Origin of the sequence: Micromonospora luteifusca (genome assembly GCF_016907275.1) — a bacterium.
Classification (GTDB): Bacteria; Actinomycetota; Actinomycetes; order Mycobacteriales; family Micromonosporaceae; genus Micromonospora; species Micromonospora luteifusca.
Window position 1 is genome coordinate 5,589,271 of record NZ_JAFBBP010000001.1, and the last position, 26,087, is coordinate 5,615,357.

Annotated in this window: 26 protein-coding genes; 24 read left to right on the forward strand and 2 right to left on the reverse strand. The window is 72.1% G+C overall.

Translation table 11 applies throughout. The features are described from left to right. Positions 1-241 precede the first annotated feature (241 nt). The 3 genes from JOD64_RS25525 to JOD64_RS25535 all read left to right on the forward strand — a co-directional run bounded on the left by JOD64_RS25525 (position 242) and on the right by JOD64_RS25535 (position 2,703). Complete coding sequence (locus JOD64_RS25525) at positions 242-877, forward strand: acyltransferase (protein ID WP_204944563.1); 636 nt, start codon at positions 242-244, stop codon at positions 875-877. 144 nt (positions 878-1,021) lie between these two features. After that, a complete protein-coding gene (gene aroC / locus JOD64_RS25530) occupies positions 1,022-2,200 on the forward strand; it encodes a chorismate synthase (RefSeq protein WP_204944564.1) in 1,179 nt (392 codons plus the stop codon). Further along, positions 2,200-2,703, forward strand: coding sequence for a shikimate kinase (locus JOD64_RS25535; RefSeq protein WP_204944565.1), 504 nt, complete (start codon positions 2,200-2,202; stop codon positions 2,701-2,703). Before aroC ends, JOD64_RS25535 begins: the two co-directional genes overlap by 1 nt. Positions 2,704-2,798: 95 nt before the next feature. Here the strand turns inward: JOD64_RS25535 and JOD64_RS25540 are convergent, their stop codons facing one another. Continuing rightward, positions 2,799-3,527 carry an alpha/beta fold hydrolase gene (locus JOD64_RS25540; RefSeq protein WP_204944566.1) on the reverse strand — a complete coding sequence of 243 codons (729 nt, stop codon included), beginning with the start codon at positions 3,525-3,527 and terminating at the stop codon, positions 2,799-2,801. 79 nt (positions 3,528-3,606) lie between these two features. On the opposite strand from JOD64_RS25540, the gene JOD64_RS25545 reads away from it, so the two are divergent. From JOD64_RS25545 to nusB, 5 genes are all read left to right on the forward strand, one after another. Continuing rightward, entirely contained in the window at positions 3,607-4,605 is a 999-nt protein-coding gene (locus JOD64_RS25545) for a helix-turn-helix transcriptional regulator (RefSeq protein ID WP_204944567.1), read from the forward strand. Between the two features lie 10 nt (positions 4,606-4,615). Continuing rightward, positions 4,616-5,695, forward strand: coding sequence for a 3-dehydroquinate synthase (aroB, locus tag JOD64_RS25550; RefSeq protein ID WP_204944568.1), 1,080 nt, complete (start codon positions 4,616-4,618; stop codon positions 5,693-5,695). Next, the gene (gene aroQ / locus JOD64_RS25555) at positions 5,692-6,117 is read left to right on the forward strand and encodes a type II 3-dehydroquinate dehydratase (protein ID WP_204944569.1); all 426 of its coding nucleotides are present in this window, start codon (positions 5,692-5,694) and stop codon (positions 6,115-6,117) included. The genes aroB and aroQ overlap by 4 nt, the downstream gene beginning before the upstream one ends. 86 nt (positions 6,118-6,203) lie before the next feature. Then, entirely contained in the window at positions 6,204-6,761 is a 558-nt protein-coding gene (gene efp, locus JOD64_RS25560) for an elongation factor P (protein WP_007458344.1), read from the forward strand. A 23-nt stretch (positions 6,762-6,784) separates the two neighbouring features. Further along, a complete protein-coding gene (gene nusB / locus JOD64_RS25565) occupies positions 6,785-7,195 on the forward strand; it encodes a transcription antitermination factor NusB (protein ID WP_184188983.1) in 411 nt (136 codons plus the stop codon). Positions 7,196-7,290: 95 nt separating this feature from the next. Here the strand turns inward: nusB and bldD are convergent, their stop codons facing one another. Next, a complete protein-coding gene (bldD, locus tag JOD64_RS25570) occupies positions 7,291-7,779 on the reverse strand; it encodes a transcriptional regulator BldD (protein WP_007458348.1) in 489 nt (162 codons plus the stop codon). Between the two features lie 288 nt (positions 7,780-8,067). Between bldD and pyrR the strand changes: the two genes are divergently transcribed. The 16 genes from pyrR (at position 8,068) to JOD64_RS25645 (ending at position 26,078) form a co-directional block, all read left to right on the forward strand. After that, entirely contained in the window at positions 8,068-8,652 is a 585-nt protein-coding gene (gene pyrR / locus JOD64_RS25575; RefSeq protein WP_184184662.1) for a bifunctional pyr operon transcriptional regulator/uracil phosphoribosyltransferase PyrR, read from the forward strand. Beyond that, positions 8,649-9,575, forward strand: a complete 927-nt coding sequence (locus tag JOD64_RS25580) for an aspartate carbamoyltransferase catalytic subunit (RefSeq protein ID WP_204944570.1) — start codon at positions 8,649-8,651, stop codon at positions 9,573-9,575. Before pyrR ends, JOD64_RS25580 begins: the two co-directional genes overlap by 4 nt. Continuing rightward, positions 9,572-10,849 carry a dihydroorotase gene (locus JOD64_RS25585; RefSeq protein WP_204944571.1) on the forward strand — a complete coding sequence of 426 codons (1,278 nt, stop codon included), beginning with the start codon at positions 9,572-9,574 and terminating at the stop codon, positions 10,847-10,849. The genes JOD64_RS25580 and JOD64_RS25585 overlap by 4 nt, the downstream gene beginning before the upstream one ends. Positions 10,850-10,907: 58 nt before the next feature. After that, positions 10,908-12,104: a glutamine-hydrolyzing carbamoyl-phosphate synthase small subunit gene (gene carA, locus JOD64_RS25590; RefSeq protein ID WP_204944572.1), complete on the forward strand. Its 1,197-nt coding sequence runs from the start codon at positions 10,908-10,910 to the stop codon at positions 12,102-12,104. Beyond that, a complete protein-coding gene (gene carB, locus JOD64_RS25595; protein ID WP_204944573.1) occupies positions 12,097-15,489 on the forward strand; it encodes a carbamoyl-phosphate synthase large subunit in 3,393 nt (1,130 codons plus the stop codon). Before carA ends, carB begins: the two co-directional genes overlap by 8 nt. A gap of 22 nt (positions 15,490-15,511) precedes the next feature. Beyond that, entirely contained in the window at positions 15,512-15,637 is a 126-nt protein-coding gene (locus JOD64_RS33580) for a hypothetical protein (RefSeq protein ID WP_275581595.1), read from the forward strand. Then, the gene (locus JOD64_RS25600; RefSeq protein ID WP_204946249.1) at positions 15,634-16,677 is read left to right on the forward strand and encodes a quinone-dependent dihydroorotate dehydrogenase; all 1,044 of its coding nucleotides are present in this window, start codon (positions 15,634-15,636) and stop codon (positions 16,675-16,677) included. The genes JOD64_RS33580 and JOD64_RS25600 overlap by 4 nt, the downstream gene beginning before the upstream one ends. Before the next feature lie 55 nt (positions 16,678-16,732). Further along, entirely contained in the window at positions 16,733-18,007 is a 1,275-nt protein-coding gene (locus tag JOD64_RS25605) for an adenosylmethionine--8-amino-7-oxononanoate transaminase (protein WP_204944574.1), read from the forward strand. A gap of 72 nt (positions 18,008-18,079) precedes the next feature. Next, complete coding sequence (gene pyrF, locus JOD64_RS25610) at positions 18,080-18,916, forward strand: orotidine-5'-phosphate decarboxylase (RefSeq protein ID WP_204944575.1); 837 nt, start codon at positions 18,080-18,082, stop codon at positions 18,914-18,916. Positions 18,917-19,094: 178 nt separating this feature from the next. Then, a complete protein-coding gene (gene mihF, locus JOD64_RS25615) occupies positions 19,095-19,412 on the forward strand; it encodes an integration host factor, actinobacterial type (protein WP_110566057.1) in 318 nt (105 codons plus the stop codon). A 25-nt stretch (positions 19,413-19,437) separates the two neighbouring features. Next, a complete protein-coding gene (locus JOD64_RS25620; protein WP_204944576.1) occupies positions 19,438-19,971 on the forward strand; it encodes a nucleoside/nucleotide kinase family protein in 534 nt (177 codons plus the stop codon). Positions 19,972-20,035: 64 nt separating this feature from the next. Further along, complete coding sequence (gene rpoZ, locus JOD64_RS25625) at positions 20,036-20,299, forward strand: DNA-directed RNA polymerase subunit omega (protein ID WP_074318577.1); 264 nt, start codon at positions 20,036-20,038, stop codon at positions 20,297-20,299. 14 nt (positions 20,300-20,313) lie between these two features. Beyond that, positions 20,314-21,522: a bifunctional phosphopantothenoylcysteine decarboxylase/phosphopantothenate--cysteine ligase CoaBC gene (gene coaBC, locus JOD64_RS25630; RefSeq protein WP_204944577.1), complete on the forward strand. Its 1,209-nt coding sequence runs from the start codon at positions 20,314-20,316 to the stop codon at positions 21,520-21,522. An 87-nt stretch (positions 21,523-21,609) separates the two neighbouring features. Next, positions 21,610-22,803: a methionine adenosyltransferase gene (gene metK, locus JOD64_RS25635; protein WP_204944578.1), complete on the forward strand. Its 1,194-nt coding sequence runs from the start codon at positions 21,610-21,612 to the stop codon at positions 22,801-22,803. Continuing rightward, on the forward strand, positions 22,800-24,779 hold the full coding sequence (locus tag JOD64_RS25640) for a primosomal protein N' (protein WP_204946250.1): 1,980 nt from the start codon (positions 22,800-22,802) through the stop codon (positions 24,777-24,779). The genes metK and JOD64_RS25640 overlap by 4 nt, the downstream gene beginning before the upstream one ends. Before the next feature lie 315 nt (positions 24,780-25,094). Further along, entirely contained in the window at positions 25,095-26,078 is a 984-nt protein-coding gene (locus JOD64_RS25645) for an AAA family ATPase (protein WP_204944579.1), read from the forward strand. Positions 26,079-26,087 lie beyond the last annotated feature (9 nt).

The following is a 26,087-nucleotide window of genomic DNA, read 5'->3' on the forward strand; positions in this document are numbered from 1 at the left end:
GATTGGCGCCCGTTGACCTGGCCCGCCCCGGGAAGCTACCGGCCGGCGATCGGCGTGGACAGCGCTGTGTCGGATTTCGGCGGGCCGCCGCTGGGGAACCCGTACCTTCGGCCCAGGCGTACCGGCTGTCGGTCGCGTCAATTCCAGCCGACGGGTGCGTGACACCGGCCGCCTCAACGGCAGCCGGCAGTCCGCGCTGGTTCCTACAGTGATGGGCACCGAACCCGCGACGAGGAACGAGATGACCGATTCTGTGGAGCCACACCGCAACGACGTGTTCGTCGCACCCGGCGCCGATGTCGACGGACGCGCGACGATCCAGCCCGGCACGAAGATCTGGCATCTCGCCCAGGTGCGGGAGGACGCCCGCCTCGGGCGTGACTGCGTGATCGGCCGGGGCGCCTATGTCGGACCGGGCGTACGCCTCGGCGACAACGTGAAGGTCCAGAACTACGGTCTCGTCTACGAGCCCGCCGTGCTGGGCGACGGTGTCTTCGTGGGGCCCGCGGCAGTGCTCACCAACGACGAGTACCCGCGGGCGGTGACGCCGGAGGGCCGGCTCAAGAGCGGTGACGACTGGACAGCGGTCGGGGTCACCGTGGGGGAGGGCGCGGCGATCGGAGCTCGGGCCGTCTGTGTGGCGCCCGTGACGGTTGGGCGTTGGGCGTTGGTCGCCGCGGGCGCCGTCGTCACCAAGGACGTGCCCGACTTCGCACTCGTGGTTGGCGTCCCGGCCCGCAGGGTGGGCTGGGTGGGTCGTGCGGGCGAGCCGCTGGCCGCCAAGGGCGAGGGCCGGTTCGTCTGTCCGCGTACGGGCAGTGAGTACCGGGAGTTGGCCGGCGTGCTGACGGAGGTGTGCTTGCGGGGAGACCTCTGAGCTGGGTCGACGGGGTCACTGCCGACCGGGCTGCCCGGCGCACCGACCCGAACCGTGGCTTCCCGTCGAGCCGGCGGCGTCCACCGGGCGGGACGCGGCGGGCAGCGTGTCCGGGCGGTGGCCGGCCGTGACAGACTGATCGCTGTGTTGCGCTGGTTGACTGCAGGTGAATCGCACGGTCCCGCCCTCGTCGCGATGTTGGAGGGGGTGCCGGCCGGTATCGAGGTGACCACCACCGAGATCGCCGACGAGCTGGCCCGCCGGCGGCTGGGCTACGGCCGTGGTGCCCGGATGTCGTTCGAGCGGGACGAGGTCGAGGTGCTCGGCGGCCTGCGGCACGGTGTCACCCTGGGCAGCCCGGTGGCGATCCGGGTCGGCAACTCCGAGTGGCCGAAGTGGCAGACGGTGATGGCCGCCGACCCGGTCGACCCCGACGAGCTGGCCCGACAGGCCCGCAACGCCCCGCTGACGCGTCCCCGACCGGGCCACGCCGACCTGGCCGGCATGCAGAAGTACGGTCACACCGACGCCCGGCCGATCCTCGAACGCGCCAGCGCACGGGAGACCGCCGCCCGGGTTGCCGTCGGCACGGTCGCCAAGGCGCTGATCCGGCAGGCGCTCGGCATCGAGATCGTCTCGCACGTCATCGAGTTGGGTCCGGTGGCCGCGAAGCCCGGGCTGCGGCCCACCCCGGCCGACGCCGCCCGGATCGACGCCGACCCGCTGCGCTGCCTCGACCCGGAGGCCAGCGCCCTGATGGTCGCCGAGGTCGATGCCGCGAAGAAGGCCGCCGACACCCTCGGCGGCGTCGTCGAGGTGCTGGCCTACGGGGTGCCGCCGGGGCTGGGCAGCCACGTGCAGTGGGACCGCAAACTCGACGCCCGACTGGCCACCGCGCTGATGTCCATCCAGGCGATCAAGGGCGTGGAGATCGGCGACGGCTGGCAGCAGGCCCGGTCCCGCGGCTCGGAGGCGCACGACGAGATCATCGCCTCGGCCACCGGCGTCCGTCGGGTCACCGACCGGGCCGGCGGGCTGGAGGGTGGCATCACCACCGGCGAGCCGCTGCGGGTTCGCGCCGCGATGAAGCCGATCTCCTCGCTGAACCGGGCGCTGGCCACCGTGGATGTCGCCACCGGTGAGCCGGCCACCGCGATCAACCAGCGGTCCGACGTCTGTGCGGTGCCCGCCGCGGCGGTGGTCGCCGAGGCGATGGTGGCGCTGGTGCTCGCCGAGGCGGCCACCGAGAAGTTCGGCGGTGACTCGATCCCCGAGATCCGCCGCAACCTCGCCGGTTACCTCGATGCCCTGGTCATCCGCTGATGGCACCTGTCGTCGTGCTGGTCGGCGTGCCCGGCTGCGGCAAGACCACCGTCGGGCGGGCACTCGCCGCCACCCTCGGGGTGGAGTTCCGCGACACCGACCTCGACATCGAGCAGATGGCCGGCAAGCCGATCCCGGAGATCTTCATTGACGAGGGTGAGGAGCACTTCCGTACCTTGGAGCGGGCCGCGGTGGCCGCGGCGCTGGCTGCCGGCACGGGCGTGCTCGCCCTCGGTGGCGGCGCGGTGCTGGCCGAGGAGACCCGGGCGGCCCTGATCGGTCACCGGGTGGTGCACCTCTCGGTCGAGCTGCCCGACGCGGTGAAACGCGTCGGGCTCGGCGCCGGTCGACCGCTGCTGGCGATCAATCCGCGGGCCACCCTGAAGCACCTGATGGACCAGCGTCGGCCGCTCTACGCCGAGGTGGCCACCGAGACGGTGGTCACCGACGGCCGGGCCCCGGCCGAGGTCGTCGTCGAGATCGCCGCTCTGCTGCCCCGTTGACCCCGGCCGGGCCGGTGAGCTACCGGCCCGGCCGGGGGTCGTGCCGGTAACCGACGTCGTCGTGGACGGTCGTCGGCGGCCGGCCCAGGGGCCCCTCAGCCTCGGGCGGCGGCGTCGAGCACGTCGGCCAGGGCTTTCGGCTCGCTGAGCATCGGCCAGTGCCCGGTGGGCAGCTCGAACAGTTGGCCACCGGCCAACCCGGTGAAGAACGGGTGCTCCTCGCCGATCATCTGCCGCACCACCGTCAGCGGGAAGGTGCTGGCGACCAGCGCGGTCGGCACCGGGCGTCCGCCCGTGCGCCGCACCGGGTCGGTGGCCGCCCCCAGCGGGTGCGGGGTGGCCCGGGCACGCAGCAGGGCCAGCGTCGGCTCGTCCAGACCGGCCAGGTTGGTCGGGTCGGCGGCCGGGTCCCAGGCCGGCGGCGGCAGCAGGTGCCCGGTGCCGATCGCGGCGCGAAGCCGCTGCTGCTCCTCCGGTGGCACCGTGTCGAACTGCGCGACGCCGTCCGGCAACGGCCCACTCTCCACATAGATCACCCGGGCGATCCGGTCCGGAATGCGGTCCGCCGCCTGGGCGGCCGGCATTCCGCCGCCGGAGTGACCCACCAGCAGCACGTCGTGCAGGGCCTCGACCTCGATCAGCCGGACGATGTCGGCGGTGTGCGTGTCCAGGCCGACCTCCGGCCCGGCGAGGTGGTCGCGCTCGGCCACCCCGGTCAGCGTCATCGGGTACACCTCGTGCCCCTGCGCGCGCAGCGCCGTGGTCACCTCCCGCCACGCCCAGGCGCCCAACCAGAACCCTGGAACCAGCACGAACGTCGCCATCTGTCGCTCCTTCTCTCGGTTACCGGATGACCGTACGATCGAAACCGGACAGAATCCGCCCGGTTTCGAGGAGTGGTCCGTGTCTCATCCCGCCGGCCGGGTGCTGGCCCTGCTCGAACTGCTGCAGACCCGGCACCGGTCGACGGCCGTCGAGCTCGCGGCGCGGCTCGGCGTGGACGAGCGGACCGTGCGCCGGTACGCGGCCACCCTGGTCGAGCTGGGCATCCCCGTCATCGCCGACCGGGGCCGCTACGGTGGCTATCGGCTGCACCACGGGTACAAGCTGCCGCCGCTGATGCTCACCGACGACGAGGCGGTGGCCGTGCTGCTGGGCCTGGTCGTCGCCGAACGGGTCGGGCTGGCCACCGAGCTGCCGGCCACCGCCACCGCGCTGGCCAAGATCCGCCGGGTGTTGCCGGTGGCGCTCGCCGACCGGCTGACCGCCGTGCAGGAGCACCTCGGCTTCACCCTGCGCCGCCGGGAGCCGGAGCGGGGACCGGCCTCCGGCACGCTGCTCACCCTGGCCGCGGCCGCCCGACACCGGCAGCGGGTGGCGCTGGACTACCGCTCCTGGCGAGGAAAGCAGTCGAACCGTGAGCTCGACCCGTACGGGCTGGTGTTCCACTCCGGCCGCTGGTACGTCATCGGCCACGACCACCGGCGCGGGGAGGTCCGCACCTTCCGGCTCGACCGGATCGGCACCGTGACGCCCGGATCGGCGACGTTCACCGTGCCGGACGGCTTCGACCCGGTGGCCCGGGTGGCCCGGTCGCTGGCCGGCGTGCCCTACACGCACGAGGTCGAGGTGCTGTTGGAGACCGATCTGGTCGCCGCCCAGCGCCGCGTTCCGCCCAGCGTGGCCGAGTTGACCGCCACCACCGCCGGAGTGGTGCTGCGGGCCCGGGCGGAGAGCCTGCCCGGGATGGCCGCGCTGCTCGCGGGGCTGGGCTGCGCGTTCACCGTGCGGCACCCGGACGCGCTGCGTGTCGCCGTGGCCGAGCACGCGCGCCTGCTGGCGGAGTGGGCCGCCCGGCCAGCAGGTGGGCAGACCCCGTCACCGCGCCGCCCGCTGGACTAGGCTGCCGGCGATGGACGACGTGACCCGGATTCCGGTCGGCGGCGAGCGGCCGTACGACGTGTTGGTTGGCCGTGACCTGCTGGGCGCGCTGCCCGGCCTGCTGCCCGGTGCGAGCCGGGCGGCGGTGCTGCACGCGCCCCCGCTCAAGGCCCTCGCGGACGCGGTGGGCGAGCGACTGCGCGCCGCCGGCGTCGAACCGCTGCCGATCGAGGTGCCCGACGCCGAGTCGGGCAAGCAGATCGACGTGGCCGCCGCCTGTTGGGATCGCCTCGGAGCGGTCGGGTTCACCCGCTCCGACGCGGTGGTCGGGGTGGGCGGCGGCGCGGTGACCGACCTGGCCGGCTTCGTCGCGGCCTCTTGGCTGCGGGGGGTGCGCTGGGTGCCGGTGGCAACCTCGCTGCTGGGCATGGTGGATGCCGCCGTGGGCGGCAAGACGGGCATCAACACGGCTGCCGGCAAGAACCTGGTGGGCGCGTTCCACCCACCGGTCGGTGTGCTGGCCGATCTGGCGACCCTGGACAGCCTGCCCGCGGTCGACCTGGCGGCCGGGCTCGCCGAGGTGGTCAAGTGCGGGTTCATCGCCGACCCGGCGATCCTGGACCTCGTCGAGCGTGACCCGGTGGCGGCCACCGACGTGCGCGGGCCGGCGACGCGGGAGCTGATCGAACGGGCGATCCGGGTCAAGGCCGACGTGGTCACCGGTGACCTGCGCGAGTCGGGCGTACGGGAGGTGCTCAACTACGGTCACACCCTCGCCCACGCGATCGAGCAGAACGAGGGCTACCGCTGGCGACACGGCCATGCCGTCGCCGTCGGCCTGGTCTACGCGGCCGCGCTGGCCCGGCTCGCCGGCCGGCTGGACGACTCGACCGCCGACCGGCACCGGGCCACCCTGACCGCGCTCGGCCTGCCGGTGAGCTACCCGGCTGAGGCCTGGCCGCGACTGCTGGCCGCGATGCGCGTGGACAAGAAGGCCCGCGGCAGTCAGCTTCGCTTCGTGGTGCTCGACGGGCTGGCCCGGCCAGCGATGCTGGAGGGCCCGGACGACGCGCTGCTGGAGGCCGCCTACCAGGAGGTCTGTGCCCCATGAGGGTGTACGTGTTGAACGGGCCGAACCTGGGCCGGTTGGGCACCCGCGAGCCCGACGTGTACGGCGCGACCACCTATGCCGACCTGGTCGCGCTCTGCGAGTCCACGGGTGCGCAGTTGGGGTTGGACGTGACGGTCCGGCAGACCGATGCCGAGCACGAACTGCTGGGCTGGCTGCACACTGCCGCTGACGAGGGTGCCGCGGTGGTGCTCAACCCGGCGGCCTGGTCGCACTACTCGTACGCCGTGCGGGACGCCTGCGCCATGCTGCGGGGTCCGCTGGTGGAGGTGCACCTCTCCAACATCCACGCCCGCGAGGAGTTCCGGCACCATTCGGTGGTGTCGGCGGTGGCGACCGGGGTGATCTGTGGTCTCGGCATCGACGGCTATCGCCTCGCGCTGCACCACCTGGCCGCCCGCTGAGGGGTCGCCCCGAGCGGGGGCCGTCCGATTCGACGCAGCTTGTAGACTTGCCAGGTCTGTCCGCCAATTGATGATCAAGGCAGGAAATGGCCTCCACCAACGACCTCAAAAACGGCCTGGTTCTCAACCTTGACGGCGAGCTCTGGGCCGTCGTCGAGTTCCAGCACGTCAAGCCCGGTAAGGGTGGTGCCTTCGTGCGCACCACGCTGAAGAACGTGCTGTCCGGGAAGGTGGTCGACAAGACCTTCAACGCGGGCACCAAGGTCGAAACCGCGACCGTGGACAAGCGCACGATGCAGTACCTGTACGCCGACGGCGAGGACTTCGTCTTCATGGATCTGGAGACCTTCGACCAGATCACCGTGCCCGGTGGCACTGTCGGCGAGGCAGCCAACTACCTGCTGCCCGAGGCGGAGGCGACCGTCGCCCAGCACGAGGGTGTGCCGCTCTACATCGAGCTGCCCACCAGCGTCGTGCTGGAGGTCACCTACACCGAGCCGGGCCTGCAGGGCGACCGCTCGACCGGCGGCACCAAGCCGGCGACCGTGGAGACCGGTGCCACCGTGCCGGTGCCGCTGTTCATCACCACCGGCGAGAAGATCAAGGTCGACACCCGCGACGGCCGTTACCTCGGCCGCGCCTGATGGCTGAGGGTGCCAAGCAGCAGATGCCGGCGCGCCGCAAGGCGCGCAAGCGGGCGCTGGATGTCCTCTACGAGGCCGACCTACGGGACAAGCCTCCGGTGGAGGTGCTGGCCGGCTACGTGCAGCGGATCGAGCAGCCCCGACCGGAGCACCTGGGCTACGCGGTGGGGCTGGTCGAGGGTGTTGCCGAGCACCTCAACCGGATCGACGAGCTGATCGCCAGCTACGCCGAGGGTTGGACGTTGGAGCGGATGCCGGTCGTCGACCGGAATCTGGCCCGGATCGCCGTCTACGAGCTGCTCTACGTCGACGAGATCGACGACGCGGTGGCGATCAGCGAGGCCGTGGAGTTGGCCCGGCAGATGTCGACCGACGATTCGCCGCGCTTCCTCAACGGGGTGCTCGGCCGGATCGCGGAGTACGCCACCCGCTGAGTCAGCGCGCGCCAGCACAGCACCACGCAGTGCCAGCGCCACGAACGAAAAGGGCCCGTGCCGGATGGCACGGGCCCTTTCGGTCGAGCGACAACTCAGGAGGCGAAGAACGCCCGGGGGTCGGCCACCAGCACACCGTGCTCGGTGAGCCGCTCGATCAGGCCCGACGGCGAGGCGTCGTAGACGATGGCGAGCGCCCGCAGGTCGTCGGCGCGGATCGAGAGCACCCGGCCGTTGTAGTCGCCGCGCTGCTGCTGGATGGCGCGGGCGTAGCGGGCGACGTAGGCCAGGTCCTCGGAGGCCTCGTCGTAGAGCCGCTCCAGGTCCAGGACGATCTTGCTGGTGGGCTCGTGACGGACTCCACTGCCGTCGGGCAGCAGTTCCGAGACGGGGACACGGTAGAACTCGGCCAACTCGGCCAGACGGGACACCGTCACGGCCCGGTCGCCGCGCTCGTACGAGCCGACCACCACGGCCTTCCACCGCCCGTTCGACTTCTCCTCCACACCCTGCAGGGAAAGACCCTGCTGCTGGCGGATGGAGCGCAGGCGGGCGCCCAGAGACTTGGCGTATTCAGAGGGCATTCGGACACTCCCAGTGCTGCTCGGGGTTCTCCCGTCGATCGCTACGGAGCGTGACGGTACGGGGAATGCGACAACTGGTCAAGTGGTCGTGACCCGACCGTTGGGGAGCGTCCGGCAAGTTTTCCCCTTTTCCTGGGGCTGATCCGGTGGTCAGTGGCCGCCGTCCATCGGCACGGTGACCACTGGTAACGTGGCGTGAAGCCCCGGTCAGGTCCGCTGTGCGGTCCGGCCGGAGGTGCCCGACATCCTTTAACGACCCGTCCCGTGAGGCGGGGAAGGAGGTCCGCCGTGGCATACCCACCGGCTGCCCGCTCGTCACCACCGCGACAACCCTCGGTGAAGGTGATCCTCGCCAGCGCCGACGTGCAACGCGTGGTCGACCGCATCGCTCACCAGATCCTGGAGAAGACCCAGGGCGCCGCTGACACGGTGCTTCTTGGGATTCCCACCCGGGGAACCCCTCTCGCCCGGCGGCTCGCTGCCCGGATCAGCACCTTCGAGGACGTCGCCGTCGGAGTCGGTGTGCTCGACATCACGCTGTACCGCGACGACCTGCGTCGGCAGGGCACTCGCGCCGTGGGTCCGACCGAGCTGCCGCCCGGCGGGATCGACGGCAAGCGGGTCATCCTCGTCGACGACGTGCTCTTCTCCGGCCGCACCGTCCGGGCCGCGCTCGACGCGCTCAACGATGTGGGCCGCCCGGCGTCCGTGCAGCTCGCCGTCCTGGTCGACCGCGGCCACCGGGAGCTGCCGATCCGCGCCGACTACGTCGGCAAGAACATTCCGACCTCGCTCGCCGAGAGCGTGAAGGTGACGCTCGCCGAGACCGACGGCGTCGACGAGGTCAAGCTGTACGGGGGTAGCCCTTCATGATCAAGCATCTGCTCTCCGGCGCGGACCTCGACGCCGACACCGCCACCGAGATCCTGGACACCGCCGCCGAGATGGCCACCGTCGCCGGCCGGGAGATCAAGAAGCTGCCCGCGCTGCGCGGCCGGACCGTGGTGAACCTCTTCTACGAGGACTCCACCCGCACCCGGATCTCCTTCGAGGCGGCGGCGAAACGGCTCAGCGCCGACGTGATCAACTTTTCCGCGAAGGGTTCCAGCGTCACCAAGGGCGAGAGCCTCAAGGACACCGCGCTGACCCTGCAGGCCATGGGCGCCGACGCGGTCGTCGTACGGCACCCCGCCTCGGGCGCGCCGCACCGGCTGGCCAACTGGGTCGACGGCTCGGTCGTCAACGCCGGCGACGGCACCCACGAGCACCCCACCCAGGCGCTGTTGGACGCGTACACCATGCGGGCCCGGCTGGGTCGCCTCGCCGGCCTGTCGGTCGCGGTGGTCGGGGACGTGCTGCACTCCCGCGTCGCCCGCTCCAACGTGCTGCTGCTCTCCACCCTCGGCGCCAAGGTCACCCTGGTCGGCCCCCCGACCCTCATCCCGGTGGACATCGCGGGCGCGTTGGCGCCGGCCACCGACGTCTCCTACGACCTCGACTCCGTGCTGCCCAACGTCGACGTGGTGATGATGCTGCGGGTGCAGCGGGAACGGATGAACGACTCCTACTTCCCCTCCGCCCGCGAGTACGCCCGCCGCTACGGGCTGGACGGCCCGCGGATGCGCCGGCTGCCCGAGCACGCGATCGTCATGCACCCCGGCCCGATGAACCGGGGGATGGAGATCACGCCCGAGGTCGCCGACTCACCCCGCTCCACCATCGTCGAACAGGTCACCAACGGGGTCTCCGTGCGGATGGCCGTCCTGTACCTGCTGCTCGGAGGGAACAACCGGTGACCGCGTACCTGATCACCAGCGTGAGTGTCGTCGGCGGCCCGCCGACCGACCTGCTGATCCGCGACGGACTGGTCGCCGAGGTCGGCCCCGGCCTGTCCGCGCCGGACGCGGCAGTCGTCGACGGCACCGGGCTGGTCGCCCTGCCCGGCCTCGTCGACCTGCACACCCACCTGCGTGAGCCCGGTCGGGAGGACGCCGAGACCGTCGAGTCCGGTTCCCGGGCGGCGGCGCTGGGCGGCTACACGGCGGTCTGCGCGATGGCCAACACCTCCCCGGTCGCGGACACCGCCGGTGTGGTCGAGCAGGTCTGGCGGCTCGGCCGTGAGGCCGGCCTGGTCGACGTGCAACCGATCGGCGCGGTCACCGTCGGGCTGGCCGGCGAGCGTCTGGCCGAGCTGGGCGCGATGGCCGACTCCGCGGCCCGGGTGCGGATCTTCTCCGACGACGGGCACTGCGTCGCCGACCCGAAGCTGATGCGTCGGGCCCTGGAGTACGTGAAGGCGTTCGACGGGATCATCGCTCAGCACGCCGAGGAGCCCCGGCTCACCGAGGGCGCCCAGATGCACGAGGGCGAGGTCTCCACCCGGCTCGGGCTGATCGGCTGGCCGGCGGTCGCCGAGGAGGCGATCATCGCCCGGGACGTGCTGCTCGCCGAGCACGTGGGCAGCCGACTGCACGTCTGCCACGTCTCCACCGCCGGCAGCGTCGAGGTGCTGCGGCAGGCGAAGGCGCGCGGCGTACGGGTCACCGCCGAGGTCACCCCGCACCACCTGCTGCTCACCGACGAGCGTGCGGAGACCTACGACCCGGTCTTCAAGGTCAACCCGCCGCTGCGTACGGCCGCCGACATCGCCGCGCTGCGTGCCGCGCTCGCCGATGGTGTCCTCGACGTGATCGCCACCGACCACGCCCCGCACGCCGTGGAGGACAAGGAGTGCGAGTGGGCGTACGCCCGGCCGGGGATGCTCGGCCTGGAGACGGCCCTCTCCATCGCGCTGGACGTGCTCGGCCCGCAGTGGGATCTGATCGCCGAGCGGATGTCGCGCACCCCGGCCCGGATCGCCGGCCTGACCGGACACGGCGTCGACCCGGCGCCCGGTGTGCCGGCCAACCTGACCCTGATCGACCCGGCCGCCCGCCGCACCATCGAGCCGGCGGAGTTGGCCAGTCGCAGTCGCAACACCCCGTACGCCCGCATGACGCTGCCGGGTCGCATCGTGGCGACCTTCCTGCGTGGCGAGCCGACGGTCCTGGACGGAAAGGCTGTCAAGTGAGCGCGAGGAATGCAGCGAGGCGGAGTCCCGCAGTCGCGAACGAAAGGCGGGCCCGGTAATGGCCAAGCGCAGACCCGCGATCCTCGTGCTCGAGGACGGGCGCACGTTCCCCGGTGAGGCGTACGGCAGTGTCGGCGAGACCTTCGGCGAGGCGGTCTTCAACACCGGTATGACGGGCTACCAGGAGACCCTGACCGACCCGTCCTACCACCGGCAGGTGGTGGTGCAGACCGCGCCGCACATCGGCAACACCGGCGTCAACGGTGAGGACGACGAGTCCAGCCGGATCTGGGTGGCCGGCTATGTCGTGCGCGACCCGGCCCGGATCGGCTCGAACTGGCGGGCCACCGGCGGTCTGGAGGACCGTCTCGCCACCGAGGGTGTGGTGGGCATCAGCGGGGTGGACACCCGGGCGCTGACCCGGCACCTGCGCGAGCGGGGCGCCATGCGGGTGGGCATCTCCAGCATCGACAACGACCCGCAGAGCCTGTTGGCCCGGGTCCGCCAGGCACCGCAGATGGTGGGCGCGGACCTGTCCGCCGAGGTGACCACCGCCGAGCCGTACGTCGTCGAGGCCCTCGGCGAGCACCGCTTCACCGTGGCGGCACTGGACCTGGGCATCAAGCGCAACGTTCCGCGCCGGCTCGCCACCCGCGGGGTGACCACCCACGTGCTGCCGGCCTCGTCGAGCATCGAGCAGTTGCTCGCCACCGGCGCCGACGCGATCTTCCTGTCGCCCGGGCCCGGTGACCCGGGCACCGCCGACGCTCCGGTGGCGCTGGCCCGGGAGGCGCTGCGGCGGGAGGTGCCGCTGTTCGGCATCTGCTTCGGCAGCCAGATCCTCGGCCGGGCGCTCGGCTTCGGCACCTACAAGCTGGGCTACGGCCACCGGGGGATCAACCAGCCGGTGCTCGACCGGGCCACCGGCAAGGTGGAGGTGACCAGTCACAACCACGGCTTCGCGGTCCAGGTGCCCGGTGCGGGTGGCGGCGCGGTGGTCCCCGACCAGGTGATCGACACCGACTTCGGCGGCGTGCGGGTGTCGCACGTGTGCCTCAATGACAACGTGGTCGAGGGGCTGCGGGCCGTGGACGTGCCCGCTTTCACCGTGCAGTACCACCCGGAGGCGGCAGCCGGCCCGCACGATGCGGACTATCTTTTCGACCGGTTCGCCGAGCTGATCGAGGGCACTGGCGCCCTCGACCGGCAGCGCAGCGAGGGCCGGACCCACAGCAAGGGGCGCAGCAATGCCTAAGCGGACCGATCTCAAGCACATCCTGGTGATCGGCTCCGGGCCGATCGTCATCGGGCAGGCCTGCGAGTTCGACTACTCCGGCACCCAGGCGTGCCGGGTGCTGCGTAGTGAGGGCATCCGGGTCAGCCTGGTCAACTCCAACCCGGCGACGATCATGACCGACCCGGAGTTCGCCGACGCGACCTACGTCGAGCCGATCACCCCGGAGTTCGTCGAGCTGGTCATCGCCAAGGAGCGCCCGGACGCGATCCTGGCGACCCTCGGCGGGCAGACCGCGCTGAACACCGCGGTCGCCCTGCACTCCGCTGGTGTCCTGGAGAAGTACGGCGTGGAGTTGATCGGCGCGAACATCGACGCGATCAACCGGGGTGAGGACCGCCAGCTGTTCAAGGAGATCGTGGCGAAGGCCGGTGTCCGGCTGGGTGTCGACGACCCGACCGCGCTGGTGCCCCGCTCCCGGGTCTGCCACTCGATGGACGAGGTCGAGGCGACCGTCGCCGAGCTGGGCCTGCCGGTGGTGATCCGGCCGTCGTTCACCATGGGTGGCCTGGGCTCCGGCATGGCGCACACCCCGGAGGACCTCGCCCGCATCGCCGGTGACGGCCTGTCCGCCAGCCCGGTGCACGAGGTGCTCATCGAGGAGAGCGTGCTCGGCTGGAAGGAGTACGAGCTTGAGCTGATGCGCGACCGGCACGACAACGTGGTGGTGGTCTGTTCGATCGAGAACATCGACCCGATGGGTGTGCACACCGGCGACAGCGTCACCGTGGCCCCGGCCATGACGCTCACCGACCGGGAGTACCAGCGCCTGCGTGACCTGGGCATCGCCGTGCTGCGCGAGGTCGGGGTGGACACCGGCGGCTGCAACATCCAGTTCGCGGTCAACCCGGCCGACGGCCGGATCGTCGTCATCGAGATGAACCCCCGGGTGTCGCGTTCCTCGGCGCTGGCCTCCAAGGCCACCGGGTTCCCGATCGCGAAGATCGCCGCGAAGCTGGCCATCGGCTACACCCTCGACGAGATCCCCAACGACATCACGTTGAAGACCCCGGCGGCCTTCGAGCCGAGCCTGGACTACGTGGTGGTGAAGATCCCCCGGTTCGCGTTCGAGAAGTTCCCCGGCGCGGACCCGGAGCTGACCACCACGATGAAGTCGGTGGGTGAGGCGATGAGCCTCGGGCGCAACTTCACCGAGGCGCTGAACAAGGCGATGCGCTCGATGGAGACCAAGGAAGCCGGCTTCTGGACCCTGCCCGACCCGGCCGGCGTGACCCTCGCCGACACCCTCGCCGCGCTGCGGATCCCGCACGACGGCCGGCTCTACACCGTCGAGCGGGCGCTGCGCCTCGGCGCGTCGATCGCCGAGGTCGCCGAGGCCTCCGGCGGGATCGACCCGTGGTTCCTGGACCAGATCGCCGCGCTGATCGAGCTGCGTACCGAGATCGTGGACGCGCCGGTGCTCGACGCCGAGCTGCTGAGCCGCGCCAAGCGGGCCGGCCTGTCCGACCGGCAGCTCGCCGCGCTGCGTCCGGAGTTGGCTGGCGAGGACGGTGTTCGCACCCTGCGGCACCGCCTCGGGGTGCGCCCGGTCTACAAGACCGTGGACACCTGCGCGGCCGAGTTCGAGGCGACGACGCCGTACCACTACTCGACCTACGACCTGGAGACCGAGGTCGTGCCGTCGGACCGGCCGAAGGTGCTGATCCTGGGCTCCGGCCCGAACCGGATCGGGCAGGGCATCGAGTTCGACTACTCCTGTGTGCACGCGGTACAGGCGCTGCGAAGCGCGCCGATCGGCAGGGCCGCTGCGTCTGGTTCCGGTGCCGCGGGCACCGGTTACGAGACGGTCATGGTCAACTGCAACCCGGAGACGGTCTCCACCGACTACGACACCGCCGACCGGCTCTACTTCGAGCCGTTGACCTTCGAGGACGTCCTGGAGGTCTGGCACGCCGAGGACTCGTCCGGCCGGGCGGCCGGCGGGCCGGGTGTGGTCGGGGTGATCGTGCAGCTCGGTGGGCAGACCCCGCTGGGGTTGGCGCAGCGGCTCAAGAACGCCGGTGTGCCGGTGGTCGGCACCTCCCCGGAGTCGATCCACCTGGCCGAGGAGCGGGGCGCGTTCGGCGCGGTGCTGGCTCGGGCCGGGCTGCGTGCGCCGGCGCACGGCATGGCCACCTCGTACGACGAGGCCAAGACGATCGCCGACGAGATCGGCTACCCGGTGCTGGTGCGACCGTCGTACGTGCTGGGTGGGCGGGGCATGGAGATCGTCTACGACGATCCGACGCTGCGTGACTACATCGGTCGGGCCACCGACATCTCCCCGGATCATCCGGTGCTGGTGGACCGGTTCCTCGACGACGCCATCGAGATCGACGTGGACGCTCTCTGCGACGCCGACGGTGAGGTCTACATCGGCGGGGTGATGGAGCACATCGAGGAGGCCGGCATCCACTCCGGCGACTCGTCCTGCGCGCTGCCGCCGATCACCCTCGCGGGCTCGCACCTGGCCGAGGTCCGCCGCTACACCGAGGCCATCGCCCGCGGTGTCGGTGTCCGTGGCCTGCTCAACGTGCAGTACGCGCTCAAGGACGACGTGCTCTACGTCCTGGAGGCCAACCCGCGGGCGTCGCGGACCGTCCCGTTCGTCTCGAAGGCGACGGCGGTGCCGCTGGCCAAGGCGGCGGCCCGGATCGCGCTCGGTGCGCGCATCGCCGAGCTGCGCGCCGAGGGCCTGTTGCCGGCGACGGGGGACGGGGGCACGATGCCCGCCGACGCGCCGGTCGCGGTCAAGGAGGCGGTGCTGCCGTTCAAGCGTTTCCGGACCCGCGCCGGCAAGGGGATCGACTCGCTGCTCGGGCCGGAGATGAAGTCGACCGGTGAGGTGATGGGGATCGACACCAACTTCGGTCACGCCTTCGCCAAGAGCCAGTCGGCCGCGTACGGCTCGCTGCCGACCGCCGGAAAGATCTTCGTTTCGGTGGCCAACCGCGACAAGCGCGGCATGATCTTCCCGATCAAGCGGCTGGCCGATCTGGGCTTCGAGATCGTGGCGACCACCGGCACGGCCGAGGTGTTGCGCCGGCACGGCATCGCCTGCGAGCAGATCCGCAAGCACTACCAGGCTGGTGAGGGGGACGACGCGGTGTCGCTGATCGGTGGCGGCCACGTGGCGCTGGTGATCAACACGCCGCAGGGTTCGGGTGCCAGCGCCCGCTCCGACGGCTACGAGATCCGCAGCGCGGCGGTCACCGCGGACATCCCCTGCATCACCACCGTCCCCGGCGCCGCCGCGGCCGTGATGGGCATCGAGGCGCGGATCCGCGGCGACATGCAGGTACGCCCCCTGCAGGACCTGCACGCCATCCTTCGGGCCGCCCACTGACCACCCACCCTCCTCGTTGATCATGACGTTGTTGCCCGCGGAGACGGCGTGTCGGGGCAACAACGTCATGATCGACGGCGGGGGCCGGACGAGGGCCGGGGACGGGGTGGAGTTGCGGGTCGCGGTGGGAGAGGGACGGTGGGGTTGATGTTCGAGCGGGTTGTTCGGCCTTGGTTGTTTCGGCTCGGCGGCGGGGACGCCGAGGCGGCCCACGAGTGGACGCTGCGGCGGTTGACCGCTCTGTCGCGGCGCCCGGTGGCCCTCGCCGCGCTGCGGGCCCGGTACGCGGTCAGCGCCCCGCGCACGGTGTTCGGTGTGCGGTTCCCCAACCCGGTCGGGCTGGCCGCGGGCATGGACAAGGACGGCGCGGCGCTGCCGGCGTGGCCCGCGCTCGGCTTCGGTTTCGTCGAGGTCGGCACGGTCACCGCGCACGCCCAGCCGGGCAACCCCCGGCCGCGGCTGTTCCGCCTGCCGGCCAGCGAGGCCGTGGTCAACCGGATGGGCTTCAACAACGCCGGGGCCGCCGCGCTGGCCGCCCGGCTGGCGGCGCTGCCGCGCCCGCTCGGGGTGCCGCTGGGCATCTCGCTCGGCAAGTCCAAGGTGACCCCGCTCGACGAGGCGGTCGAGGACTACCTCGCCTCGTACCGGGCGCTTCGCGGGCACGGCGACTACTTCGCGGTGAACGTGTCCTCACCGAACACTCCGGGGCTGCGCTCGTTGCAGGACCGCTCCCACCTGGACGCGCTGCTCGGCGCACTGGTGGGGGAGAAGCCGGTGCTGGTCAAGATCGCGCCAGATCTGACCGAGGCGGCGATCGCCGAACTGCTGGAGGTCTGCCTGGCCCGGGGTGCCGCCGGGGTGATCGCCACCAACACCACGCTGGCCCGTACCGGGCTGGCCACGGTGGACGCCGAGCGCGGCGCCCAGGCCGGTGGTCTCTCCGGTCGACCGCTGACCGGGCGGGCTCGGGAGGTGGTCGACTTCGTACACCGGGAGACCGGCGGCCAGCTACCGATCATCGGCGTCGGCGGAGTGCTCGACCCGGACGACGCGGCGCGGATGTTCGATGCCGGCGCCGCCCTGGTGCAGCTCTACACCGGTTTCATCTACCGGGGTCCGGCCCTGGTGCGCGCCGCCGCCCGTGCGACGGCCACAGCGGTGGCACCGGATCCGGTCGTCGGCCGGTGACCGGCCGGCGAGCCGGACGCACCGGCCGGCCAGTCGACGCCTGGAAGGAACGCGTGTGACACCCGAGGAGATCCTGGCCGCCGACCGGGCCCACGTCTGGCATCCGTACGCGGCGTTGCCGCCGACGAACCCGCCGTACGTGGTGCAGAGCGCCGAGGGGGTGCGGTTGCGGCTGGCCGACGGGCGGGAGTTGGTGGACGGGATGTCGTCCTGGTGGGCGGCGATCCACGGGTACCGACACCCGGTGCTGGACGCGGCGGTGACCGACCAGCTCGGACGGATGAGCCACGTGATGTTCGGTGGGCTCACCCACGAGCCCGCCGTGCAGCTCGCCCGGACCCTGGTCGAGCTGACCCCGGATGGTCTGGAGCACGTGTTCCTGGCCGACTCGGGGTCGGTCAGCGTCGAGGTGGCGGTGAAGATGTGCCTGCAGTACCAGCGGGCCGTCGGTCGGCCGCAGCGGCGGCGGTTGGCGACCTGGCGGGGCGGCTACCACGGCGACACGTTCCACCCGATGAGCGTCTGCGACCCGGAGGGTGGGATGCACCACCTCTGGGGCGACGTGCTGCCCCGGCAGGTGTTCGCCCCGGTCCCACCGGGTGGCTTCACCGACCCGCCCGACGACGCGTACGTGGCGGCGTTGGTGGACACCGTCGAGCGGTACGCCGACGAGCTGGCCGCGGTGATCGTCGAGCCCGTCGTCCAGGGCGCTGGCGGAATGCGTTTCCACCACCCGGGTTACCTGCGGGTGCTGCGCGAGGTGACCCGCGCGCACGGGGTGCTGCTGATCTTCGACGAGATCGCCACCGGGTTCGGCCGTACCGGTGCGATGTTCGCCGCCGAGCACGCCGCAGTGACGCCGGATGTGCTGTGTGTGGGCAAGGCCCTCACCGGGGGCTACCTGACGCTCGCGGCGACGCTCTGCACCCCGGAGGTCGCCCGGGGCATCTCCGCCACCGGTGTGCTGGCGCACGGGCCCACGTTCATGGGCAACCCGTTGGCCTGCGCGGTGGCCAACGCCTCCATCGGGCTGTTGCGGGCCAGGGACTGGTCGGCCCAGGTGGCCAGGGTCGGCGCCGGCCTACGCGCCGGCCTGGAGCCCCTGCGCGCCATGCCGGGGGTGGCCGACGTGCGGGTGCTCGGCGCGATCGGGGTGGTCCAGCTCGATCACGAGGTCGACCTCGGTGCGGCCACCGTTGCCGCGGTCGACCGGGGGGTGTGGCTGCGCCCGTTCCGGGACCTGATCTACACGATGCCGCCGTACGTCACCGACGACGCCGATCTGGAACGGATCGCGGCCGGGGTGGCGGCGGCGGTGGCGGTCGGCTGAGTCGTCCCGGTCGCCGGGGCGACGGTTACCCGGGCGGGGCTGCCGTCCGGACGAGGAGAGGGGAACACTCCGATGGAAAGCTTCGGCACCCGGCTGCACCGGGCGATCACCGAGCGGGGGCCGCTCTGTGTGGGCATCGACCCGCATCCCGGTCTACTGGCCCGCTGGGGCCTTCCGGACGACGTTCAGGGGCTCGACCGGTTCACCCAAACCGTCGTGGAAGCCCTCGGTGACCGGGTTGCGGTAGTCAAGCCTCAGTCGGCCTTTTTCGAGCGTTTCGGATCCCGAGGCGTGGCGATTCTTGAGTCAACTATCCGACAGTTACGGGATGCCGGCTCGCTCGTTCTCCTCGACGTCAAGCGCGGCGACATCGGCTCGACGGTGAGCGCGTACGCCTCCGCGTACCTTGATCCATCCAGCCCGCTGTATGTCGACGCGGTCACCGCGAGCCCCTACCTCGGGGTCGGTTCGCTGGCGCCGATGTTCGAGCTGGCCGCCGAGCACGGCGGCGGGGTCTTCGTGCTGGCCCTCACCTCCAACCCCGAGGGCGCGGCCGTGCAGCAGGCCCGCACCGCCGACGGCCGCACCGTGGCGCAAACCGTGATCGACGAGATTTCCCAGCTCAACAGGGGTGCGACTCCGCTTGGGAGCTTTGGTCTGGTGGTCGGCGCGACCATCGGTGACACCGGTCACGACCTCTCCGGCGTGGGGGGCCCACTGCTCGCCCCGGGGCTCGGCGCACAGGGTGCCGGTGCCGCCGATCTGCGTACCGTCTTCGGTTCGAGCCTCGCCTCGGTGCTCCCGTCGTACTCCCGGGAGGTGCTCTCGGCCGGCCCCGATGTCGCCGCCCTGCGGGCCGCCGCGGACCGGGTGTTGGTCGACTGTCGGGCCGTCCTGCCTGCCCGGTGACTGACTGATGGGTCGGTCACTCTACGGTGATCATGCGGCCCCCACGTTGCCGAAAGCTCCGTTGGCCGCTAGTTTTCCCCGCGCTGGGAACCACGGACCCCTTGGTTCACAGCGACACCACGTTTCACAGATGCGGCGGTGCGCCCCGCCCGCCGCGATAGGGACCTGAGGAGAACTGGTGCCGCTCCCGTCACTGACCCCCGAACAACGCGCTGCCGCGCTCGAGAAGGCCGCGGAGATCCGCAAGGCCCGTGCTCAGCTGAAGGAGCAGCTCAAGCAGGGCAAGACCACCCTTGGCGCCGTCCTCGAGCGCGCCGAGAGCGACGATGTCGTCGGCAAGCTCAAGGTTTTGGCCGTCCTGCAGGCCATGCCGGGTATCGGCAAGATCCGGGCTACCCAGATCATGGAGAAGCTCAAGATCGCCGACAGCCGTCGCCTGCGTGGCCTCGGCGAGCAGCAGCGCAAGGCACTGCTTGGAGAGTTCGCCGCCAACTGAACCTGGCAGCGTGTAGAAACAAGCAGTGAGCACGGATGACGAGGCGCGCCCGGCGGCTCGGCTCACTGTCCTGGCTGGACCTTCGGGTTCCGGCAGGGAGAGTGTCGTCGAGCTAGTCCGGGCGCGTTCTCCGTCCGTGTGGATCCCGGTGCCGGCAACCACCCGGCCGCGCCGGGAGACGGAGATCGACGGGGATGACCGTGTCTTCCTCGCCCCCGCCGAGTTCGATCGCCGGCTCGCCGTCGGCGAGCTGCTGGAGTGGTCCCGGATCGGCAGGTACCACCGGGGCACCCTGTACCCACCGCTGCGCGCCCGGCTCGACGCCGGGCAGCCGGTGCTGCTCGCGCTGGACCTGCCCGGCGCCCCACTGGTCCGTGCGCGGCTGCCCGATTCGCGGCTGGTGCTGCTGAGCCCACCCGGGTACGAACCCGACGTGACCGTGGCGGCTGCCTTCGAGCACACGCTGACCCATGACCTCACCGAACGGGTGGTCAACGAGCTGGTAGGCTTACTCGGTTCTTCTTATCCGGATCCGGCCTGGTCGCGCGTGCGTGGCTGACGGCCGGCCGCCGTTGAGACTCAGCACCGCGTCCGCGCGGCTCGAAAGACGCAGAGGTTATTTCGTGGGATCCATCGCCAACCCCGAAGGCATCACCAACCCGCCGATCGACGAGCTCCTCGAGAAGACGACGTCGAAGTACGCGCTGGTCATCTTCGCCGCCAAGCGCGCGCGCCAGGTCAACGCCTACTACAGCCAGCTCGGTGAGGGTCTGCTGGAGTACGTCGGCCCGCTCGTCGAGACCACCCCGCAGGAGAAGCCCCTCTCCATCGCCATGCGCGAGATCAACGGCGGCCTGCTCACCGCCGAGCCGACCGACCAGCCGTAAGCCCTCGCCGGCCGATGTCCGCCTCGATCGTCCTCGGGGTCGGCGGCGGCATCGCCGCCTACAAGGCGTGTGAGCTGCTGCGACTCTTCACTGAATCGGGTCACCAGGTTCGGGTCGTGCCGACCGCGTCGGCGCTTCGGTTCGTCGGAGCGCCGACCTGGGCGGCGCTCTCCGGCCAGCCGGTCGCCGACGACGTCTGGACCGACGTCCACGAGGTGCCGCACGTCCGGCTCGGTCAGCAGGCAGACCTGGTGGTGGTCGCGCCGACCACCACCGACCTGCTCGCCAAGGCCGCCCACGGGCTCGCCGACGACCTGCTGACCAACACCCTGCTGACCGCCCGGTGCCCGGTGCTGCTGGCCCCGGCCATGCACACCGAGATGTGGGAGCACCCGGCCACCGTGGCCAACGTCGCCACGCTGCGCGCCCGGGGCGTCCGGGTCATCGAGCCGGCCGTCGGTCGGCTCACCGGTGTCGACACCGGCAAGGGCCGCCTACCCGACCCGGCGGAGATCTTCGCCGTTGCCCGTCGGGTCCTGGCCCGGGGCGACTCCACCGCCGCCGACCTGGCCGGCCGCCGGGTGGTCGTCACCGCCGGTGGCACCCGCGAACCGCTGGACCCGGTCCGCTTCCTGGGCAACCGCTCCTCGGGCAAGCAGGGTTACGCGTTCGCCCGCGCGGCGGTCGCCCGGGGCGCCCGGGTCACCCTGATCGCGGCCAACGTCTCCCTCGCCGACCCCGCCGGTGTCGACCTGATCCGCGTCGGCACCACCGCCGAGTTGCGGGATGCGACGCTGAAGGCCGCCGTCGAGGCCGACGCGGTGGTGATGGCGGCGGCTCCGGCCGATTTCCGCCCCGCGACGTACGCGCCTGGCAAAATCAAGAAGTCGGACGATGGCGTCGCGCCCACCATCGAGCTCGTCACGAACCCGGACATCGCGGCGGAGCTCGGCCAGCGCAAACGACCGGAGCAACTGCTGGTGGTGTTCGCCGCCGAGACCGGTGATGCCGAGGCCAACGGCCGAGCGAAACTCGCCCGGAAGCGGGCCGACCTGATCGTGGTCAATGAGGTCGGTCCGAACCTGGTCTTCGGCGCCGACACCAACACGGTGACGGTCATCGGCGCGGACGGCTCGGTCAGCCGGCTGCCCGAGCAGGCCAAGGAAGCCGTGGCCGACACCGTCTGGGATCTCGTCGTGGCGCGGCTGCCCGGTCGCTCCTGACGGGTGGAACAGGGCGCGACCGCTCCCGACAACGGCCGCAGTGGTGACTAGACTGCCGCGGAACGACCTCACACGCTTAGGAGTGCCGTGACACGCCGCCTCTTCACGTCCGAATCGGTCACGGAAGGCCACCCGGACAAGATCGCCGACCAGATCAGCGATGGCATCCTCGACGCGTTGCTGGCCGAGGATCCGCACAGCCGGGTGGCGGTGGAAACCATGATCACCACTGGCCAGGTGCACATCGCCGGTGAGGTGACCACCAAGGCGTACGCCGACATCCCGACGATCGTCCGCCGGACCATCCTCGACATCGGCTACGACTCGTCGAAGAAGGGCTTCGACGGCGCCTCCTGCGGGGTCAGCGTCTCCATCGGGGCGCAGTCCGAGGACATCGCCCAGGGTGTGGACAACGCCTTCGAGCTGCGCACGGGGGCGTCGGAGAGCGCGCTGGACGCGCAGGGCGCCGGCGACCAGGGCATGATGTTCGGCTTCGCCTGCTCGGAGACGCCCGAGCTGATGCCGCTGCCGATCGCCCTCGCCCACCGGCTGGCCCGCCGCCTCGCCGCTGTGCGCAAGGACGGCACGATTCCCTACCTGCGGCCGGACGGCAAGACCCAGGTGACCATCGAGTACGAAGGGCTGCGCCCGGTCCGGCTGAACACCGTGGTCGTGTCCAGCCAGCACGCCGCGGACATCTCGCTCGACTCGCTGCTCACCCCGGACGTGCGCGACCACGTGATCGCGCCGGAGTTGGAGAGCCTCGGTCTGGACACCGACGGCTACCGGCTGCTGGTCAACCCGACCGGCCGGTTCGAGATCGGCGGCCCGATGGGTGACGCCGGGCTGACCGGCCGCAAGATCATTGTCGACACGTACGGCGGGTACGCCCGCCACGGCGGCGGCGCGTTCTCCGGCAAGGATCCGTCCAAGGTGGACCGTTCGGCCGCGTACGCGATGCGCTGGGTCGCCAAGAACGTGGTCGCCGCCGGTCTGGCCGAGCGGTGCGAGGCGCAGGTCGCCTACGCCATCGGCAAGGCGCACCCGGTGAGCCTGTTCATCGAGACGTTCGGCACCGAGACCGTGCCCGTCTCCTCGATCGAGAAGGCCGTCACCGAGGTGTTCGACCTGCGTCCGGCCGCGATCATCCGGGACCTCAACCTGCTCCGCCCGATCTACCAGCAGACCGCCGCGTACGGCCACTTCGGCCGGGAGCTGCCGGACCTGACCTGGGAGAGCACCGACCGGGCCGCCGACCTCAAGTCGGCCGCGGGAGCCTGACCGCCACCAGGCGTAGCGACCGGCGACCCGCGGAAGGGTCGCCGGTCGCACGCGTCTGCGTGGACGTCGGACTGGCACATCTGGACCGGCCGTTCGACTACCTGGTGCCGGCGGAACTGGACGACGTCGCGGTGCCCGGCACCCGGGTGAAGGTGCGCTTCGCCGGGCAGCTCGTCGACGGATGGCTGTTGTCCCGCGCCGACGACTCCGGGCACACCGGCCGCCTCGCGTACCTGGAAAAGGTCGTCTCGCCGGAGCCGGTGCTGTCGCCCGAGGTCGCCCGGCTGGCCCGCGCGGTCGCCGACCGGTACGCGGGGAGTCTCGCCGACGTGCTCCGGCTCGCCGTGCCGCCGCGGCACGCGCGGGTGGAGAAGGAGCCCCACGACGAGCAGCCCACCCCGGTGGTGGCCGCCGCGCCCGACGCGGTCGACCCACGCGGGTGGCGGAACTACCCGACGGGCCCCGCGCTGCTGCGCGCGCTCACCGACGGCCGGGCGCCCCGCGCGGTCTGGTCGGCGCTGCCCGGCGAGGACTGGGCAGCCCGCTACGCCGACGCGGTGGCCGCCACCGTCGCCGGCGGGCGCGGCGCGGTGGTCGTGGTGCCCGACGCCCGCGACCTCGACCGGCTGGACGCCGCGCTCACCAGCGTGCTCGGCCCGGGGAAGCACGTCAGCCTCTCCGCCGCGCTCGGGCCGGCCCGGCGCTACCGGGCGTTCCTCGCCGCCCGCCGCGGGCAGGTGCCGGTGGTGATCGGCACCCGGGCGGCGATGTTCGCCCCGGTGGACCGGCTCGGCCTCGTCGCCATCTGGGACGACGGTGACGACCTGCACTCCGAGCCCCGATCTCCCTACCCGCACGCCCGCGACGTGCTGCTCACCCGCGTCCAGCTCGCCGAGGCCGGCGCGCTGGTCGGTGGGTACGCCCGCACCGCCGAGGCGCAGCTGCTGCTGGAGACCGGCTGGGCCCGGGAGGTCGTCGCCGACCGGGCCACCGTGCGGGCCCGTATCCCGGCCATCGCGCCGACCGGCGACGACCCACAACTGGCGCGCGACCCCGGGGCCGCCACCGCCCGGCTGCCCAGCCTGGCCTGGACGGCCGCCCGCGACGCCCTCCGAGCGGACCTGCCGGTGCTGGTGCAGGTGCCCCGCCGCGGCTACCTGCCGTCGATCTCCTGCGCCGAGTGCCGCACCCCGGCCCGCTGCGCGCACTGCGCCGGCCCGCTCGCGCTGCCCTCGGCCGGCGGCACTCCGGCCTGCCGGTGGTGCGCTCGGGTGGCCGCCGCGTACGCCTGCCCGGAGTGTGGGGGGCGGCGGCTGCGGGCCGCGGTGACCGGCGCCCGGCGGACCGCCGAGGAGTTGGGCCGGGCGTTCCCCGGCGTGCCGGTACGCACCTCGGGCCGCGAGGAGGTGCTGACCGAGGTGCCCGGCGGCGCCGCCCTGGTGGTGACCACGCCCGGCGCCGAGCCGGTCGCCGAGGGCGGCTACGGCGCGGTGCTGCTGCTCGACTCGTGGGCCCTGCTGACCCGGGCCGACCTGCGTGCCGGCGAGGAGGCGCTGCGCCGCTGGCTGGCGGCTGCGGCGCTGGCCCGCCCGGCGCCGGCCGGACGGGTGGTGGTCGTCGCCGACGGCGCGCTCGCCCCAGTGCAGGCGCTGCTGCGCTGGGACGCCGCCTGGTTCGCCGGCCGGGAGTTGGCCGAGCGCCGGGAGCTGGGCTTCCCGCCGGCCGTACGCATGGCGAGCGTCACCGGCCCGGCCGAGGCGGTGGCGGACCTGCTCGCCGCGGCCCGGCTGCCGGCCGACGCCGAGGTGCTCGGGCCGGTGCCGGCGGAGGAGGGGCGGGAGCGGATGCTGGTCCGGGTTCCCCGGGCTCGGGCCGCCGCGCTCGCCGAGGCGCTGCACTCGGCCGCCGGCGCTCGCGCCGCCCGCAAGGCCGCCGACCCGGTTCGTCTCCAGGTCGACCCGCTGAGCCTGTTCTGACGCTCCCCGCCGGTGCCGACGCCGGTGGTCCCGGTCTCGGCCGGCGCCGAAGACGGTGGCCCTGTTTTTGCAGCTGTCGACGCCGGCGGGCCTGGCCGGTGGGGCGTCTCTCGCACACCGCGTCCGGCAGGGTGGTGGCGCCGGAGTGGTAGCATCGCCCGTCATGCCGAGGCGTACGACGGCTCCAGGTCGCGACGGAGCGTCTGCCGCGCCGAACTGGGGTCGCCGCAGGATGGCGCGGCGATGGCGGGAACGCGTCGCTGGGGACGCGATGTCGATGATGTCTGTGAGCCGGTGATCAGGGGTGGACCAGTCGTGACCGTTGGACAATCGATCGTCTTCAACGGCGACCTCGGCAGCGGCAAGAGCACCGTGTCGGTCGAGATCGCCAAGCGGCTCGGGATGCGCCGGGTCAGCGTGGGGGACCTCTACCGCGAGATGGCGCAGCAGCGGCAGATGACCGCACTGCAGCTCAACCTGCACGCCGAGCTCGACCAGGCCGTCGACGGTTACGTCGACCAGCTCCAGCGGGACATTGCCGCCTCCGGTGAGCCTCTGATCATGGACTCCCGGCTGGCCTGGCACTTCTTCACCGACGCGCTCAAGGTCCACATGATCACCGAGCCGGGTGAGGCGGCGCGGCGGGTGCTCGCCCGCCCCTCCGGGCCGGCGGAGAGCTACGCCACCCTGGAGGAGGCCAAGGCCAAGCTCCGTGAGCGCAGCGCGAGCGAGCGCGGCCGGTTCATCATCCGTTACGGGGTGGACAAGGCCCGGCTGCGCAACTACGACCTGATCTGCGACACCACCCGGGCGTCCGCGGCCGAGGTGATCGAGCACATCGTCGGCGCGTACGAGGGCACGCTCGGCGCCGAGGTGCTGCGCGACGGACCGCCGTTGCTGCTGCTCGACCCGTCCCGCGTCTACCCGACCGAGGACATCGCCACCCTGCGGGGTCTGTGGGACACCGACTTCGTCGGCGACGTGGCCGAGGCCGGCGACGAGGCCCTCGAACCGCTGAAGATCGGGTTCACCGGCGAGTACTTCTTCGTCGTCGACGGGCACCGTCGGCTCAGCGCCGCCCTGCAGAACGGCTTCTCCCTGGTCCCCGCCCAACTGGTCGCCGAGGTCGACGAGCCGGTGGTGGGTGGGATGAGCGCGATCGACTACTTCGCCGCCCAGGTGCGTCCCGGCCTGGTCTACGACTGGGAGGCGGCCCACAAGATCCAGCTGCCGCTGCCCGAGCCCGCGCTGCTGCGCGGCGACGCGGTGCTCGCCGGGGACCCGGGCGCCAACGCCTGACGGGTCGTT

Bases quoted from the DNA above. Each gene is read 5' to 3' on its own strand.
- carB (WP_204944573.1), top strand. From the start codon at position 12,097: ATGCCTAAGCGGACCGATCTCAAGCACATCCTGGTGATCGGCTCCGGG.
- aroQ (WP_204944569.1), top strand. From the start codon at position 5,692: ATGAGGGTGTACGTGTTGAACGGGCCGAACCTGGGCCGGTTGGGCACC.
- JOD64_RS33580 (WP_275581595.1), top strand. From the start codon at position 15,512: ATGACGTTGTTGCCCGCGGAGACGGCGTGTCGGGGCAACAACGTCATG.
- JOD64_RS25535 (WP_204944565.1), top strand. From the start codon at position 2,200: ATGGCACCTGTCGTCGTGCTGGTCGGCGTGCCCGGCTGCGGCAAGACC.
- nusB (WP_184188983.1), top strand. From the start codon at position 6,785: ATGCCGGCGCGCCGCAAGGCGCGCAAGCGGGCGCTGGATGTCCTCTAC.
- JOD64_RS25525 (WP_204944563.1), top strand. From the start codon at position 242: ATGACCGATTCTGTGGAGCCACACCGCAACGACGTGTTCGTCGCACCC.
- carA (WP_204944572.1), top strand. From the start codon at position 10,908: ATGGCCAAGCGCAGACCCGCGATCCTCGTGCTCGAGGACGGGCGCACG.
- JOD64_RS25540 (WP_204944566.1), bottom strand. From the start codon at position 3,527: ATGGCGACGTTCGTGCTGGTTCCAGGGTTCTGGTTGGGCGCCTGGGCG.
- bldD (WP_007458348.1), bottom strand. From the start codon at position 7,779: ATGCCCTCTGAATACGCCAAGTCTCTGGGCGCCCGCCTGCGCTCCATC.
- aroB (WP_204944568.1), top strand. From the start codon at position 4,616: ATGGACGACGTGACCCGGATTCCGGTCGGCGGCGAGCGGCCGTACGAC.
- pyrF (WP_204944575.1), top strand. From the start codon at position 18,080: ATGGAAAGCTTCGGCACCCGGCTGCACCGGGCGATCACCGAGCGGGGG.
- coaBC (WP_204944577.1), top strand. From the start codon at position 20,314: ATGTCCGCCTCGATCGTCCTCGGGGTCGGCGGCGGCATCGCCGCCTAC.
- efp (WP_007458344.1), top strand. From the start codon at position 6,204: ATGGCCTCCACCAACGACCTCAAAAACGGCCTGGTTCTCAACCTTGAC.
- JOD64_RS25580 (WP_204944570.1), top strand. From the start codon at position 8,649: ATGATCAAGCATCTGCTCTCCGGCGCGGACCTCGACGCCGACACCGCC.